The organism is Enterococcus sp. DIV1083b (assembly GCF_051713705.1).
Classification (GTDB): Bacteria; Bacillota; Bacilli; order Lactobacillales; family Enterococcaceae; genus Enterococcus_D; species Enterococcus_D casseliflavus.
This window is the reverse complement of record NZ_JBIOQJ010000001.1, coordinates 2,577,968-2,593,031: the sequence shown is the minus strand read 5'-3', so window position 1 is coordinate 2,593,031 and position 15,064 is coordinate 2,577,968. Positions and strand designations below refer to the sequence as shown.

General features: G+C 43.9%; 15 protein-coding genes and 2 tRNA genes. 15 read left to right on the top strand and 2 right to left on the bottom strand.

Annotation, left to right across the window (positions count from 1 at the left end):
• Positions 1-118: 118 nt before the first annotated feature.
• The 11 genes from IGI69_RS12080 (at position 119) to IGI69_RS12030 (ending at position 7,480) form a co-directional block, all read left to right on the top strand.
• Positions 119-1,000 (top strand): ROK family protein, encoded by an 882-nt coding sequence (locus tag IGI69_RS12080; RefSeq protein ID WP_438740950.1) that lies wholly within the window; start codon positions 119-121, stop codon positions 998-1,000.
• A 284-nt stretch (positions 1,001-1,284) separates the two neighbouring features.
• The gene (locus tag IGI69_RS12075) at positions 1,285-2,472 is read left to right on the top strand and encodes an ABC transporter substrate-binding protein (protein ID WP_438740947.1); all 1,188 of its coding nucleotides are present in this window, start codon (positions 1,285-1,287) and stop codon (positions 2,470-2,472) included.
• Positions 2,473-2,580: 108 nt separating this feature from the next.
• Positions 2,581-3,459 (top strand): branched-chain amino acid ABC transporter permease, encoded by an 879-nt coding sequence (locus IGI69_RS12070; RefSeq protein ID WP_005228742.1) that lies wholly within the window; start codon positions 2,581-2,583, stop codon positions 3,457-3,459.
• Positions 3,460-3,468: 9 nt separating this feature from the next.
• Entirely contained in the window at positions 3,469-4,446 is a 978-nt protein-coding gene (locus IGI69_RS12065) for a branched-chain amino acid ABC transporter permease (RefSeq protein WP_005228744.1), read from the top strand.
• Positions 4,427-5,203: an ABC transporter ATP-binding protein gene (locus tag IGI69_RS12060; RefSeq protein WP_015510179.1), complete on the top strand. Its 777-nt coding sequence runs from the start codon at positions 4,427-4,429 to the stop codon at positions 5,201-5,203. The genes IGI69_RS12065 and IGI69_RS12060 overlap by 20 nt, the downstream gene beginning before the upstream one ends.
• On the top strand, positions 5,203-5,904 hold the full coding sequence (locus IGI69_RS12055; RefSeq protein ID WP_015510178.1) for an ABC transporter ATP-binding protein: 702 nt from the start codon (positions 5,203-5,205) through the stop codon (positions 5,902-5,904). The genes IGI69_RS12060 and IGI69_RS12055 overlap by 1 nt, the downstream gene beginning before the upstream one ends.
• A 3-nt stretch (positions 5,905-5,907) precedes the next feature.
• The gene (locus tag IGI69_RS12050; RefSeq protein ID WP_010749788.1) at positions 5,908-6,555 is read left to right on the top strand and encodes a CBS and ACT domain-containing protein; all 648 of its coding nucleotides are present in this window, start codon (positions 5,908-5,910) and stop codon (positions 6,553-6,555) included.
• A 126-nt stretch (positions 6,556-6,681) separates the two neighbouring features.
• Complete coding sequence (locus tag IGI69_RS12045) at positions 6,682-6,915, top strand: DUF2969 domain-containing protein (protein WP_005228752.1); 234 nt, start codon at positions 6,682-6,684, stop codon at positions 6,913-6,915.
• Between the two features lie 85 nt (positions 6,916-7,000).
• A tRNA-Tyr gene (locus IGI69_RS12040) sits at positions 7,001-7,084 on the top strand.
• A gap of 4 nt (positions 7,085-7,088) precedes the next feature.
• Positions 7,089-7,160 (top strand) — tRNA-Gln (locus IGI69_RS12035).
• 152 nt (positions 7,161-7,312) lie between these two features.
• Positions 7,313-7,480: a hypothetical protein gene (locus IGI69_RS12030; protein ID WP_005228760.1), complete on the top strand. Its 168-nt coding sequence runs from the start codon at positions 7,313-7,315 to the stop codon at positions 7,478-7,480.
• A 49-nt stretch (positions 7,481-7,529) separates the two neighbouring features.
• Here IGI69_RS12030 and IGI69_RS12025 read toward each other — a convergent pair whose 3' ends face one another.
• Positions 7,530-8,135: a TetR/AcrR family transcriptional regulator gene (locus IGI69_RS12025; RefSeq protein WP_005228762.1), complete on the bottom strand. Its 606-nt coding sequence runs from the start codon at positions 8,133-8,135 to the stop codon at positions 7,530-7,532.
• A 174-nt stretch (positions 8,136-8,309) separates the two neighbouring features.
• Here IGI69_RS12025 and IGI69_RS12020 point away from each other — a divergent pair, with 174 nt between their 5' ends.
• On the top strand, positions 8,310-12,536 hold the full coding sequence (locus tag IGI69_RS12020; protein ID WP_438740944.1) for an acyl-CoA dehydratase activase-related protein: 4,227 nt from the start codon (positions 8,310-8,312) through the stop codon (positions 12,534-12,536).
• Positions 12,537-12,734: 198 nt separating this feature from the next.
• A complete protein-coding gene (locus tag IGI69_RS12015) occupies positions 12,735-13,442 on the top strand; it encodes a GntR family transcriptional regulator (protein ID WP_005228765.1) in 708 nt (235 codons plus the stop codon).
• A gap of 182 nt (positions 13,443-13,624) precedes the next feature.
• Here the strand turns inward: IGI69_RS12015 and IGI69_RS12010 are convergent, their stop codons facing one another.
• Positions 13,625-14,266, bottom strand: coding sequence for a YigZ family protein (locus tag IGI69_RS12010; protein ID WP_438740942.1), 642 nt, complete (start codon positions 14,264-14,266; stop codon positions 13,625-13,627).
• A gap of 110 nt (positions 14,267-14,376) precedes the next feature.
• Between IGI69_RS12010 and IGI69_RS12005 the strand changes: the two genes are divergently transcribed.
• Both IGI69_RS12005 and IGI69_RS12000 read left to right on the top strand, forming a co-directional pair.
• Positions 14,377-14,670 carry a DUF7662 domain-containing protein gene (locus IGI69_RS12005; protein ID WP_005228767.1) on the top strand — a complete coding sequence of 98 codons (294 nt, stop codon included), beginning with the start codon at positions 14,377-14,379 and terminating at the stop codon, positions 14,668-14,670.
• Positions 14,671-14,742: 72 nt separating this feature from the next.
• A complete protein-coding gene (locus tag IGI69_RS12000) occupies positions 14,743-15,063 on the top strand; it encodes a PTS sugar transporter subunit IIB (protein ID WP_005228768.1) in 321 nt (106 codons plus the stop codon).
• Position 15,064 lies beyond the last annotated feature (1 nt).

Genomic DNA, 15,064 nt, shown 5'->3' with positions numbered 1-15,064 from the left:
AGAGACAGTCTAAGTGAATGAGACTGTTTTTTTTCTTGTCCTCGGAAATCGCTTTCTTCAAGCGCTGACTTGCGGTAAAATAGACAGTATCAGAATAATAAAGGATTGAGGGAAAAAAATGGCGATTTTAGTCTTTGATATGGGTGGTTCAGCAGTAAAATATGGCGTCTGGGCACAAGATTCTTTGGTGAGTAAAGGGAAGTTCGCTACTCCAAATACTTGGGAGGAAATGAAAGAACAGCTGCAGCAAGTGAGGGCAAGCGTAGATGAAGAGATTGAAGGCGTTGGAATCAGTGCGCCAGGTGCGGTCAATGCACAAGAACGGCGGATCGACGGCATTAGTGCGATCCCTTATATCCATGGGTTTGATATTTACTCAGAACTCGAAGCAGCGTTTGGGGTACCCGTAACCATCGAAAATGATGCCAATTGCGCTGGGATGGCTGAGTTTTATCAAGGAGCGGGCAAAGAGTATCAGCAAGCAGCCTTCGTTGTGATCGGAACAGGCGTTGGCGGTACCCTGTTTCAAAATGGTGAGCTAGTCCGTGGGGCACATTTATACGGTGGCGAATTTGGGTTGATGATCCTAGATCAAGGCAAAACATTTTCGCAACTAGGGACAGCGGTTCAGATGGCCTGGCGGTATTGTGATCGGATCGGAGTGGATCGAACGACGATTACCGGTGAAGAGGTCTTTCAACGTGCAGAAGATGGCGATGCCATTGCGATCGAGGAAGTCAATAAATTTTACAACTATTTAGCACAAGGACTGTTCAGTATTCAGTTTGCTTTTGATCCTGAAGTGATCATTATCGGCGGTGGTGTCAGTGCCAAAAAAGGCTTGTTAGAAGAAGTTGACCAGCGCTTGAAAAAAATGTTGGCGGATCAAGCATTAAATGATTTCGTCCCACTGATCAAGTTATGTGACTATCGCAATGATGCCAATTTAGTTGGGGCGGCGGCAAATTTTCAAGCATTGTATCCACGAAATAGCCGCTAACATGAGGATGTAATGTTTTCAAACGTCCGTTTGAAGAAAAAAGTATCAAATCAAAGCGTATCGGAAGCAAGCAAAGGGGAAAAACCTTTGCTTGCTTTTCTTTTTATCCAAAAATTAGAAAAGCGATTCCATTGTTGCTGGATCAATGTTTTAAAAGCACCATTTTTTATCGGCGAAAAAAATAAATTCTGAATAGGTGAAATATTCTGATAATTCGTTGACATTTCCTAGATTTTTCAGTATATTGGATAACATATTCAGGGGAAGTAAAGGAGAGGAAAATTATGAAAAAGAAATTTGCATTTTTGTTTGCGAGTTTGTTTTTATTGACAGCTTGTAGTGCAGGACCAACAGGTGGACCAACGGATAGCAGTGGTGCTGCTGAAGGTGGCAATAAACAAGAGGGAGATACCATTAAGATTGGTGCCAACTTAGAATTGTCTGGAGCAGTTGCTGCTTATGGGACGGCTGAAAAAGAGGGGATCGACTTGGCAGTCGAAGAAATCAATGCTGCCGGCGGCGTTCTTGGAAAACAAATTGAAATCATTTCGAAAGATAACAAATCAGATAACAATGAAGCCGCGACAGTAGCAGCCAACTTAGCAACCAATGATAAAGTCGTTGCCATTATTGGACCAGCAACTTCAGGTGCCACAAAGGCGGCTTTACCGAATGTGACGAGAGCCCAAGTACCGATGGTCACTCCTTCAGGTACCGATGATGCAATTACTTACACCAGTGGAAAAGTCCAAGAATTTGCGTTCCGTTCTTGTTTCCAAGATAGCTTCCAAGGAACAATCTTGGCAAAATATGCAGCAGAAAATTTGGATGCTTCAAAAGCCGTAATCTTGGGTGATAACTCAAGTGACTACGCAATTGGTTTGACGGAAGCATTTAAAGAAAGCTACCCAGGCGAAATCGTCTTAGAGGATAACTTTACCGAAGGCGACAAAGATTTCCAAGCAGTTCTTACAAGAATCAAAGATGTCGACTTCGATGTCTTGTTCATTCCAGGCTACTACACAGAAGCTGGTTTGATCATCAAGCAAGCGCGAGAATTAGGAATTGATCAAGCAATCATTGGTGCGGATGGATTCGGTGATGAAAAAATGGTTCAAACAGCTGGTGTAGAAAATGTCAGCAATGTTTACTATACAGGTCACTTCTCTACCAAAGCACCAGCAAACGACAAAGTTGAGCCGTTTGTGGCAGCTTTCAATGAAAAATATGGCAAAGAGCCTTCTGCTTTTAATGCATTAGCCTATGATGCCGTTTATATGATCAAACAAGCGATCGAAGATCAAAACTCAGCAGATTCATTGGCGATCGCAGCTGGTTTGTCTGAACTGAAAGACTTTGTCGGTGTGACCGGTGAAATCACGATGGATGAAAATCATAACCCTGAAAAATCAGCAGTTGTTTTAGGATTGACTGACGGGAAAGAAACCTCAGCAGACACTGTGGAACCTTAAAAAACCCGCAGTTGTTTGGCAGTGAAAACTGGGACAGACCTGATGTGTTTGTCTCAGTTTCTTTTCTCTAAAAGAATGACCATAATAAATGATATTGGAAGTGAGTATATGGAAATGATGATCCAACAATTGATCAACGGCTTGTTTCTAGGCAGTATCTATGCCTTGTTAGCGTTGGGTTATACGATGGTGTATGGCATCATCAAGTTGATCAACTTCGCCCACGGAGAAGTTTACATGATCGGTAGTTTTATCGGTTACTTTTTGATCAATCAATGGCAATTAGGGTTTTTCCCCGCGTTGTTCATTTCAATGATCGCCAGTGCAGCTCTTGGGGTAACGATCGAATTTTTAGCGTATCGTCCCTTACGCAATTCCACGCGAATTTCGGCACTGATCACGGCAATCGGGGTTTCTTATTTTTTGCAAAATGTCATGATCTTTTTCTTTTCAGCCAATGTGCGCCCCTTTCCGCAAGCGATTGAACGACAAACTTATTCCATCGGGTTTGTTCAAGTAAGTAATGTCCAGTTATTGATCTTGGCTGTTTCGGTTACCTTAATGATTCTCTTGCAATTGATCGTGAAAAAGACCCGTATGGGAAAAGCGATGCGGGCAGTAAGTGTTGATGCAGATGCCGCGCGTTTGATGGGGATCAATGTCAATCGAACGATTTCCTTTACCTTTGCCTTAGGCTCGGCTTTGGCTGCAGCTGGCGGGATGCTGATCGGTTTGTATTATAATTCCATTGATCCATCAATGGGCGTCGTTCCTGGTCTGAAATCTTTTGTTGCAGCGGTTCTTGGCGGGATCGGGATCATTCCTGGAGCAGCCTTAGGTGGCTTTGTGATCGGTTTGGTGGAAACAGCAGCGACAGCGCTTGGTTTTTCTGATTATAAGGATGCTTTAGTGTATGTCATTTTAATAATTATATTGTTGGTTCGTCCAGCTGGGATCCTCGGCAAAAATATCAAAGAGAAAGTGTAGGTGGCAGAAATGAAAAAGAATTTACGTTACAACTTAATCTGGCTCGCTCTGGCAGCTATTCTTTATTTTGGATTATTTGCAGCCTACAATGGCGGAATGATCAATTTGTTCTCTGATGCCATCATCGTCAATATCGGAATCAATATCATCTTGGCAGTCAGTTTGAATCTGATCATCGGCTTTTCAGGGCAATTCTCCTTAGGACATGCTGGATTTATGGCAATCGGTGCTTATGCTGGCGCGATCCTGTCGGCAAGCAATCCAACCTTTGGTGGCTTTTTAACTGGTTTACTGGTGGGGATGTTGGTTTCTGGTGCAGTCGCATTAGTGGTTGGGATTCCGACCCTCCGTTTAAAAGGCGACTATCTAGCGATCGCTACCCTAGGTGTGGCAGAGATCATTCGGATCTTGTTGGTGAACCTACGAGGCTTGACCAATGGTCCTGCAGGAATTTTCGGATTGCCCCAATTCAGTAATTGGCAGATCGTCTTTCTCTTTGCCGTTTTATCGATTCTTGTCGTGTCAAACTTTATCCATAGCGGACCAGGTCGGGCGACTTTAGCGATTCGGGAAGATGAGATCGCTGCAGAATCAATGGGGGTCAACACAACGAAATACAAGGTAATTGCGTTTGTAATGGGGGCAGTGATGGCAAGCATTGCTGGTACCCTTTATGCCAGCTATCAGCAGTCGGTTTTCCCACGAGATTACGGTTTTATGAAATCGATCGATGTATTGATCATTGTCGTTTTTGGAGGGCTTGGGAGTACCACAGGAGCAGTTGTTTCGGCAGTAGTGCTAGGAATCTTAAATATGTACTTGCAAGGCTTCTCTGATTTGCGCATGATCATTTATGCACTGGCTTTGATCATCATCATGATCTTTAAACCAAGCGGACTTTTAGGGACATGGGAATTCTCCGTAAAAGGACTGCTGGATAAATTTAGAAAAAAGGGGGATGACAACGATGCCTCTATTAGAAGTTAAAAGCTTAACGAAAAACTTTGGCGGTTTAGCTGCTGTTTCTCATGTAGACCTCCATTTAGATACCAATGAGCTGGTCGGATTGATTGGACCAAACGGTGCAGGCAAGACAACGCTCTTTAATCTCCTGACAGGTGTGTATGAACCTAGTGAAGGGGAAGTACTTTTTGAGACCCAAGGTAAGCCAAAACGTTTAAATGGCGTGAAGCCCTATAAAATTGCGGATTTAGGTCTTTCAAGAACCTTCCAAAACATTCGCTTGTTTAAAAATTTGACTGTGATGGACAACGTCTTGATCGCTATGAACAGTAAGCATAAAGAAGGACTGCTGACCAGCATCCTGCGTTTGCCAAAGTACTACAAAAACGAAGCGTCCATGAAGAAAAAAGCCTTAGAGCTGTTACGGATCTTTGATATGGATGGCAAAAGTCAAACGTTAGCGAAAAATTTGCCTTATGGCGAGCAGCGTCGGTTAGAGATCGTACGTGCATTGGCTACAGAACCAAAAATTCTGTTTCTTGACGAACCGGCTGCGGGGATGAATCCTCAAGAAACAACAGAACTGACAAAGCTGATCTACAAGATCCAAAAAGATTTTCAATTGACGATCCTCTTGATTGAGCATGATATGAGTTTGGTCATGGAAGTGTGCGAACGGATTTATGTGCTGGAATACGGCCAAGTCATCGCCCACGGTGAACCAGAAGAGATCAAAAACAATCCTCGGGTGATCGAAGCTTATCTAGGAGGGGAAATCTGATGCTGGAAATTCAAAATTTAAGTGTACACTACGGCATGATCCAAGCGGTCCATGATGTTTCCTTCCACGTCAATCAAGGGGAGATCGTTTCACTGATTGGTGCCAATGGTGCAGGGAAAACCACGATTTTAAGGACGATTTCTGGATTGATCCGCCCCTCAAATGGCTCAGTCACTTTTGAAGGAAAACGAATTGAGAAAGAAGCACCGCAAAAAATCGTCGCAAACGGCTTGTCGCAAGTGCCAGAAGGGCGGCACGTCTTTTCAGGATTGACGGTTCAAGAAAACTTAGAGATGGGCGCCTTCTTGCGTAAAGACAGTGGTGTCAAAGAAGACTATGAACAAGTTTACCGCAAGTTTCCTGTATTGAAAGAACGCCTCTCGCAAGATGCGTCGACATTATCTGGCGGTGAGCAGCAGATGTTGGCAATGGGGCGGGCATTGATGTCAAAACCGCGCTTGCTTTTGCTGGATGAGCCCTCGATGGGATTGGCACCGATTTTTATCAAAGAAATTTTTTCAATCATTCAAGAAATCAAGCAGCAAGGAACGACTGTGCTGCTGATTGAACAAAATGCAAAAATGGCTTTATCGATTGCCGATCGCGGCTATGTATTAGAAACGGGGAAAATCGTTTTAGAAGGTACTGGAGAAGAATTACTAGCAAGTGATGAAGTAAGAAAAGCGTATCTAGGAGGCTAAACAATGAGTGTAAGTGATTTTATGACGAAGACGGTCGTCACCGTCGATTCGCAGACACCGATCTTTGATGCAGTAGATTTAATGAAGCAGCACGATATCCACCGTTTGCCCGTCGTTGACGATGGTAAATTAGTAGGGTTGATCACAGAAGGAACGATCGCTGAAGCAACTCCCTCAAAAGCGACAAGCTTAAGCGTTTATGAAATGAACTATCTCTTAAATAAAACGACTGTCGCTGATATCATGTTGAAAAAAGTGACCACGATTGAACCAGATGCACTATTAGAGGACGCCATTTCCGTCATGCGTAGTGAAAACGTGGGGGTTTTACCAGTCATGGATGATGATACCCTAGTGGGAATCATTACCAACAATGATATTTTCGATGCCTTTTTGAAAATCACTGGCTACCATGATGGTGGAACCCGAGTGTCCATCGAGATCACGGATGACCATGTAGGCGTGTTAGCAGACGTGACCAAGCTGCTTGCCGATCATCAGATGAGTATTTTGACCATCGTAGTCAATCGGATGGCGCTAAAAACGATTGTTGAGATCCAAGTAGAGTCGCGCCAAGTCGCAGCGATTGAGAAAATCTTAAGCGATGCGGGGTATACCGTAACCAGTGCTGTCTTGACGAACCAGAAATGAGACAAAGCAGCAAAAGTAGTCGATCGTAACGATTGACTACTTTTTTTCGTTCCAGATGAGATTTTCTTTTTCTTTTGCTGGTTTTCTGTTAAAATAGGAAGGTGCTGTAAAGAAAGAGGTGCAATCATGTCTAAGAAAAATAAAGATATCGAAGTCCGTATTGAAGAAACAACGAAAGCCATTCATGGCAAAGACTATACCGTTAATGAATTATTTATTGGTAAAAAACGTATCGGTGAGATTTTAACGACTGGACCGAAAGAATTTCAAAGCTTTTTAGGGGATGAAGATCTAGGTTCAAGCAGAAGTTTAGAAGCTGCGATCGAGATGATTATTCGCCAATGGAATTTACATGAATAATTTCTAGAAAAATTTACTTTTTGCTCTTGCAATTTGTTATCTTTTTCGGTATTATAACTATTGTCAGGTTTGAGAAAAACCTTTTGGAGGAGTAGCGAAGTGGCTAAACGCGACGGACTGTAAATCCGTTCCTTAGGGTTCAGTGGTTCGAATCCACTCTCCTCCACCATTATTGGGGTATAGCCAAGCGGTAAGGCAACGGACTTTGACTCCGTCATGCGTTGGTTCGAATCCAGCTACCCCAGTTATATGAATACGCAGAAAAAAACAGCAAGTAGTTTTGCTGTTTTTTTCGTTATTTAACCATTATTTTTTTTGGTTTGAGGAAGGGCTATAAGTTGAAGATTTTTTTTATTTGCGATACGCTAGTAGTAAAGCATTCGGGAGATGAAAACACATGAAATTTAAACTGAATCTGAAAGAAAAAGTAACGGAAGTTGCAGAGCATGTCTATGACGTTGTCAAAAAGGAAGACTATGCGATTCGTGTGGCTCCAAAAGGAATCAAAGTAACAAAACAGCGTAAGACAAAAGACACGATCAAATGGCGCGCAAAAAATCATTGATTAAAGGGCAATCAGCATGAGAGAAACTGCATATAGGCAGTTTCTTTTTTTATTCCTCAATTTCAATCCCCAAGACAGTCAGGTGACCGTTTGCCACTAGTTTGATGACAAGTTTTGCTAAATGGTCGGCGTGCATCGTTGTTTCTGCCGTTAGCCACCAATGCAAGGTACCAACAAATATCGAGGTCATATAGTCAATGATGAAGTCTAAGGGCACTTCAAGATCGCCTTCTGTGATCTTCAACGTTGAAAAGATCTCTTGATACCGTTCCGTTAAAATCAGCCCCAGTTTTTTACGAATGATCTCAATGGCAGAGGCATCCATGATCGTCAAATAAAAAGAGCGATTCTTTTGAATGTGTAAAAAAAGTTCGGTCATGGCCGCTTCGATTTTACGGATCTTGATTCGATTGCCTTGGACGAAATCTTCAAAGTCAAGGATCGAGGTAAAAGATTCGACGGCCAAGTCAAATATTTTTTCATACAAGTCTTGCTTGTCTTTGTAATGGGCATAGAAGGTCGCGCGGTTGATCATGGCTTCGTCTGCGATATTTTGGACAGTCACTTGCTCGAAGCCTTTTTCTTCAACTAAGCGAATAAAGGCTTCAATAATGTACTTATTGGTTCGTTTAACACGTAAATCCAATTTTTTCATATTGTGAATTTCCTTTCAAAATAAACGACAAAAAACGTCTAATTGTTGTTTATCCCACACCTTCGTTGGAATTGTTTGTTGAATTATCAATTAAAAGAATTACAATGAACATAAGTATTATAACAAACGGCTTGTTAGATAATCAACAAAGTGTTGTTTAGATGGAGGCAACAAATGAAAAAATATAAGGCGGGCATCGATGTCGGTTCAACAACGGTCAAGATGGTTCTGTTAGATGAACGCAATCAAACGTGTTTTTCAAGGTATGAACGACACTATGCAGACATCCAAAAGGCAGCGGAAAAAATTATTAAAGAAGCGCAAGCAGTAATCCAAGATCAGCCAGTTGCGCTGGCGATTACCGGATCAGGCGGAATGGGGCTGGCAGAAGTTTTGCGGATCCCTTTTGTCCAAGAGGTCATCGCTTGTACCAAAACAGTCGAGACAGTGATCCCAGAAACGGATGTGGCGATCGAATTAGGCGGTGAAGATGCGAAGATCACCTTTTTTGAAGGGGCATTGGAGCAGCGGATGAATGGCAGTTGTGCCGGTGGGACCGGTGCGTTTATTGATCAGATGGCGGTTTTATTGAAGACGGATGCCAATGGGGTCAATGAGCTAGCCAAGGGATACCAAACCCTTTATCCGATTGCTTCACGCTGCGGGGTCTTTGCCAAAACTGATGTGCAGCCGCTGATCAATGAAGGAGCGGCAAAAGCGGACATTGCGGCGAGTATTTTTCAAGCGGTGGTCAATCAAACGATTGCTGGCTTAGCTGCTGGTCGTAAAATCAAAGGCAAGGTAGCCTTCTTAGGCGGTCCACTGACGTTTATGTCGGAATTGCGTCAACGATTTATCGATACGTTGAACCTGCAAGAAGCAGATATCATTTTTCCCGAGAATCCAGAACTGTTTGTGGCGATGGGGGCTGCACTGTATGCAGAAGAAGCGCAGCAGCTTTCTGTACTATGCGACCGCTTAGCCAATGAAGAAGACGGCACACTTGCGCCAACAGATACGCTAGATCCTTTATTCAAAGACGAAGCAGAACTGGCTGCTTTTCGTGCCCGCCATGCCCAAGCGGTTGCCGCAGAAAAAGCGTTGTCTGAGCATACAGGCGCTGCTTATCTAGGCATCGATGCAGGATCAACCACAACGAAAGTGGTTTTGATCAATGATGCAGGGGAATTGTTGTTTTCTTTTTATGGCAACAATGAAGGGGAGCCGTTAGCGACAACGATGGCGGTTTTACAAGAGCTTTATCGTCAGATGCCTTCTGACGTTTACATCGCAAAGTCAACGATCACAGGGTACGGTGAGCATCTGATCAAACATGCACTGAAGGTCGATATCGGTGAAGTCGAAACGATGGCCCATTACAAAGCTGCTGAACATTTCCAGCCAGGGGTTGATTTTATCTTGGACATTGGTGGGCAAGACATGAAGGCGATGACAGTCAAAGACGGTGCACTTTCTTCGATTCAGCTAAATGAAGCCTGTTCGTCAGGATGCGGCTCGTTCATTGAGACCTTTGCCAAATCTATGAATCAGGATGTCAAAGAATTTGCGCTGGCAGCGACAAAAGCCCAAGCGCCGGTTGACCTGGGTTCGCGTTGTACCGTCTTTATGAACTCAAAAGTCAAACAGGTCCAAAAAGAAGGAGCGTCTGTTGGCGACATTTCGGCTGGCTTGTCTTACTCGGTCATAAAGAATGCTATCTATAAAGTGATCAAGGTTCGGCGCCCCGAAGATCTTGGCGAGAAAATCGTCTGCCAAGGAGGGACTTTCTATAATGAAGCGGTTCTGCGCGCCTTTGAATTGATCAGCGGCCGTGAAGTCGTACGACCATCGATCGCTGGCTTGATGGGCGCTTATGGGGCGGCGTTGATCGCGTTAGAAGAAGCGGCGATCGACGATGTCAGTACGTTGTTGTCTCCTGCAGAAATGGCCGATTTTCAAGCAGAAAAAGAATTTACAAATTGCGGTCTTTGCGAAAACAATTGTTTATTAACCGTGACCCTCTTTTCGGATGGTCGAAAATTCATTACGGGGAATCGCTGCGAACGTGGTGCGCGGATCAAAATCAAAAAAGAAGACCGCAAAGTCAATCTCGTGGATGAAAAATACCGCCGCTTGTTCAAGTACCGTTCTTTGCGTAAAAAAGATGCCCTCCATGGGAAAATCGGCTTACCAAGAGTGTTGAATCTTTATGAAAATTATCCGCTATGGCATACCTTTTTCACCCAGTTAGGGTTTCGGGTAACCTTGTCGCCGCGTTCTAATAAAGAACTATATGAGCAAGGGATCGAAACGATCCCTAGTGATACCGTTTGTTACCCAGCCAAACTGGCCCATGGACACATCCAAGCACTGATCGATCAAAACATACCGTTGATCTTTTATCCAGGTGTCATTTTTGAGCGAGTAGAGAACACTGCTGCTGAGAACCATTTCAACTGTCCAATCGTACAAAGCTATCCAGAAGTGATTCGCAACAATGTCGATGCGATTCGTGAAGGGGCGGTTGACTACCGCTGTCCGTTTTTGAATTTGGCGGATGAAGCCTCAATGGTCAAAACCTTAATGGGGACGTTTCAAGATTTTGGTTTTTCTGAAGACGAAATTGCCCAAGCGCTGCGTAGCGGATTCGAGGAACTAGATCAGTTCAAAGCAGATATTGCGCAACGGGGAGAAGAAACGCTGCGAATGCTGATGACGACCAATCAAAAAGGGATCGTTTTATCTGGAAGACCATATCATTTGGACCCTGAAATCAACCATGGGATAGCGGAAGTCATTACCCAAGAAGGCTTCCATGTATTGACTGAGGACAGTATTGCTCATTTAGCAAATGTCGGCGATCTGCGGGTCGTGGATCAATGGGTCTATCATTCACGGTTGTATGCGGCAGCACGAGTGGTGGCGAAAAACAAGCAGTTGGAATTGGTTCAATTAAACTCCTTCGGCTGCGGGATCGATGCAGTGACCACCGATCAAGTCGAAGAGATCATGGCGCAATATGGCAAGCTGTATACGGTGTTGAAAATCGATGAGGGTGCAAACCTTGGAGCGATTCGGATTCGGTTACGTTCCTTGAAAGCAGCAGTCAACGAACGGGATAAACAGCACTTTGTTCCTAAAAAGCAATACGAGGAACCAGCAAAGATTATTTTTACCAAGGAAATGCGCAAGCAGCACACGCTCTTATTGCCGATGTTGAGTCCCATCCATCAAAGCGGATTAGTAGATGTCGCTTTGCAGGCTTCTGGGTATCAAGTGGTCTGTCTGCCCAGTGAAGATCGAGAAGCAGTCAATGTCGGTTTGCGCTTTGTCAATAACGATGCCTGCTACCCGGCCATCATTTCCATTGGACAGCTGGTAGAAGCGTTACAAAGCGGGGAATATGACGTCGAAAACACCAGCGTATTGATGACTCAGACGGGCGGCGGGTGTCGCGCAACGAACTATATTCCCTTGTTACGTAAAGCATTGAACGATGCAGGATTTCCGCAAGTACCGGTGGTATCTATTTCGATGGGGAATACTGGTGTTGAATCAAATCCGGGCTTTCGCTTTACCTTGCCGATGATGAAACGCTTGGCGGTGGCATTTTTATACGGGGATCTCTTTGAACGAGTCGTTTATCGCACCCGTCCCTATGAGCAAGAAGCAGGGGCTGTCGATCGGCTCCACCAAGAATGGCTGGAAAAAATTGCCAAAAATGTCCGCACTGGCTCCTTCAGTCTCTTTAATCGCAATATGAAGAAAATCATTCAAGACTTTGATCAAATGCCGATAAGAGCTATCAAGAAGCCGCGTGTCGGTGTCGTGGGAGAGATTTTAGTGAAGTATTCACCGACTGCCAATAATGATGTCGTTCGCCTGTTAGAAGCAGAAGGAGCGGAAGCGGTCGTACCAGATATTGTCGGCTTCATGAATTATTCCCTCTACAATCAGATTTGGCGCTACGAGCATTTGGGGATGGCGAAGAAAAGCAAAATGATCGCTGATTTTGCGATCATGGCGATTGAACGGCTCCAAAAACCAATGGATAAAGCGTTGCGGGCGTCAACGCGCTTTGAGGGCATTCATTCGATCCATCAGCTTGCCGAGCAAGCGAGCGAGATTGTTTCCATTGGTAATCATACGGGAGAAGGCTGGTTCTTGACCGGTGAAATGATCGATCTGTTGGAAAATGATGTCAACAATATCATTTGTCTGCAACCATTTGGCTGCCTGCCTAACCATGTAGTAGGAAAAGGCGTCATGAAAGAGCTGCGTCGCCAGTACCCACAGGCGAACATTGCAGCGATTGATTACGATCCAGGTGTCTCGATCGTCAATCAATTGAATCGCATTCGCTTGCTCATGGCAACTGCCAATAAAGCGCTGGCTGAATAAATTCCCAAGCCAACGACTGAACCAATTTAAAAGCAAAGAGACTGCTCTTGTTTGGACAATTTGTGATAACTTCTTTTTCTGCCTATAAAATGGGGAAAGAGTTCGCACAAATTGAGAAAAACTGAGCAGTTTTTGCTTTTTTTATTAGCTATTTAGGTATATACCAGTTATAATAGGAGGGGAACGGAGGAATGTGTAGTGGTGGAAAAATTACCTGTTTATATCCAGATTCATGATCAAATCAAAGCCAATATCGAAAACAATACATACAAAATCGGGGATCGACTGCCTTCAGAACGGGAGTTGTCAAAACAATTCGGCGTGAGTCGCATGACGTTGCGGCAAGCGATCCAAACCTTAGCGGATGAAGGGATTCTTGAGCGCAAAATCGGTTCTGGCACTTATGTGGCTCGCCAAAAAGTACAAGAGAAAATGACGGGCACGACGAGTTTTACCGAAATCATGAATTCTCTTGGTCGTAAGCCTTCCAGCAAAGCGGTCGCTTATTTCTTGACGGCACCTAGCTCCAGTGAGATGGAAAAGCTGCAATTAGAAGGACACGAAACGATTTTACGGATGGAGCGGATTCGGTATGCGGATGATGTGCCGATCTGTTTTGAAGTAGCGAGTATCCCTGAAAAGTTTATTCATGACTTTAGCAAGGAGGAGATCATCTCTTCCCTCTATAAAGTGTTGGAAGAAAAAGGACAGCGGAAAATCGGCGGCGCTTCGCAAACGATCTCAGCTATGGTCGCTTCCGAGCAAATTGCTGATTATTTACAAATCAAACGCGGCGATGCGATTTTACGTATGCGGCAAATCACTTCATTTGAAGATGGGCAACCATTTGAATATGTGCGCACCCAATATGTCGGCAATCGTTTCGAATTTTATATGGAAAAATAAGCTGCCTGAGACGGCTGGAAACAAAAAAGACGCGAAAAAGCCGAAAGGACACTGCGAGCATACGTGCTGTTGCTCCGCATCGGTCAATTCGGTTTTTCAACGATTGGGCCGCTGCAGCAAGCGGCATTAGAGTCCGTGCTTTGAGGAAAAGAGCAAACCTGACAGGTGCTTGTCCTGCATAGTTACTCGGTTGGCTCCTCGATGAGGCGCTCTACATATTCGGTCTTGCCTTTGTTTAGCTGCACTTGCCCTTGCAGCAAATCAATCAAAGCGGCTTCTTGGTCGGTAAGCGTTGCTTCAGGAATCATTAAGGTAACAACGATTTTCTCGGTATAAGCAATGTCTTTTACGTAGATGTTCTGCAGTTCTAAATAGTTTTGCAGCTTACCTAAAAGGGGATAATCAATGGTCAATGCAAGCTCTTGATGCAAAACGCCTTCGACGATTCCCACCGCCTTGATGCCAGCGGAAGCTGAACTGGAATAAGCGCGGATCAATCCGCCAGCGCCAAGTTTCGTTCCACCGAAGTAGCGGGTAACGACAGCGACCATATTGATCAAGTCATTTTTCTTCAATACTTCTAAAATCGGTACTCCAGCGGTGCCGCTAGGTTCACCATCATCACTGCTGCGTTGGATCTCATGGTTTACACCCAATACATAGGCGCTGCAATGATGATTCGCCTTCCAATGTTCTTTTTTGAGGGCTTGTATAAACGCTTTGGCTTCATCTTCTGATTGGATTCGTTTTAACGAACAGATGAAACGCGATTTTTTGATTTCTATTTCCGTGTCTCCATCTTGTCGGATCGTTCGATAAGTCACGCGTACGATCGCCTCCTTTATGTTTCTAGTATAGGCAATCGGAAGGAAAGTTACAAATAGAAGAAAGAAAAAGGCACCAACACAGACCTGAAAAAGAGGAGGCAGTTGCTTTGGGTAGACGCAAAAAGTACGATACGATCACACACTATTTAAAAAACAACGGCGGTTCACAAATTACGTTAACCTTTACCCAGTTTGATGAATTTCTTTTCCCAGCATCCGGTTTGCCCAAAAGTGCCCGCACGAGTACGGATTGGTGGGCAAATGATTACCGACATCCTGAAAACGGGGCCTATGCGTGGCTGAATGCCGGCTATGAGGTAGTCCTCGTCAATTTAAAAAAAGAGTATGTCGTTTTTAACCGTTTAGTAAAATCAAACTGGCTGCTGGATAGAAAGCGTTGACAAATTTCAAACTTGTTCTATACTAGAGATAGGAAATGTTATCTTATTCTTAAAATTCAAGGAGTGTTCGATATGGCGAAAAAAACAATTATGTTAGTTTGTTCTGCAGGAATGAGTACAAGCTTATTAGTAACAAAAATGCAAAAAGCAGCTGAAGCAAAAGGATTAGAAGCAGATATTTTTGCAGTTTCCGCTTCAGAAGCAGATCAACATTTAGAAAGCAAAGACGTAAATGTTTTATTATTAGGACCACAAGTTCGTTTCATGAAAGGCGATTTTGAGAAACGTCTAGCGCCAAAAGGAATTCCTTTAGAAGTAATCAACATGGCAGATTACGGTATGATGAACGGCGAAAAAGTCTTAGATCAAGCATTGACATTGATCGGCGAATAAG

Bases quoted from the DNA above. Each gene is read 5' to 3' on its own strand.
- IGI69_RS12060 (WP_015510179.1), top strand. From the start codon at position 4,427: ATGCCTCTATTAGAAGTTAAAAGCTTAACGAAAAACTTTGGCGGTTTA.
- IGI69_RS12070 (WP_005228742.1), top strand. From the start codon at position 2,581: ATGGAAATGATGATCCAACAATTGATCAACGGCTTGTTTCTAGGCAGT.
- IGI69_RS12000 (WP_005228768.1), top strand. From the start codon at position 14,743: ATGGCGAAAAAAACAATTATGTTAGTTTGTTCTGCAGGAATGAGTACA.
- IGI69_RS12065 (WP_005228744.1), top strand. From the start codon at position 3,469: ATGAAAAAGAATTTACGTTACAACTTAATCTGGCTCGCTCTGGCAGCT.
- IGI69_RS12080 (WP_438740950.1), top strand. From the start codon at position 119: ATGGCGATTTTAGTCTTTGATATGGGTGGTTCAGCAGTAAAATATGGC.
- IGI69_RS12045 (WP_005228752.1), top strand. From the start codon at position 6,682: ATGTCTAAGAAAAATAAAGATATCGAAGTCCGTATTGAAGAAACAACG.
- IGI69_RS12075 (WP_438740947.1), top strand. From the start codon at position 1,285: ATGAAAAAGAAATTTGCATTTTTGTTTGCGAGTTTGTTTTTATTGACA.
- IGI69_RS12020 (WP_438740944.1), top strand. From the start codon at position 8,310: ATGAAAAAATATAAGGCGGGCATCGATGTCGGTTCAACAACGGTCAAG.
- IGI69_RS12030 (WP_005228760.1), top strand. From the start codon at position 7,313: ATGAAATTTAAACTGAATCTGAAAGAAAAAGTAACGGAAGTTGCAGAG.
- IGI69_RS12055 (WP_015510178.1), top strand. From the start codon at position 5,203: ATGCTGGAAATTCAAAATTTAAGTGTACACTACGGCATGATCCAAGCG.
- IGI69_RS12025 (WP_005228762.1), bottom strand. From the start codon at position 8,135: ATGAAAAAATTGGATTTACGTGTTAAACGAACCAATAAGTACATTATT.
- IGI69_RS12050 (WP_010749788.1), top strand. From the start codon at position 5,908: ATGAGTGTAAGTGATTTTATGACGAAGACGGTCGTCACCGTCGATTCG.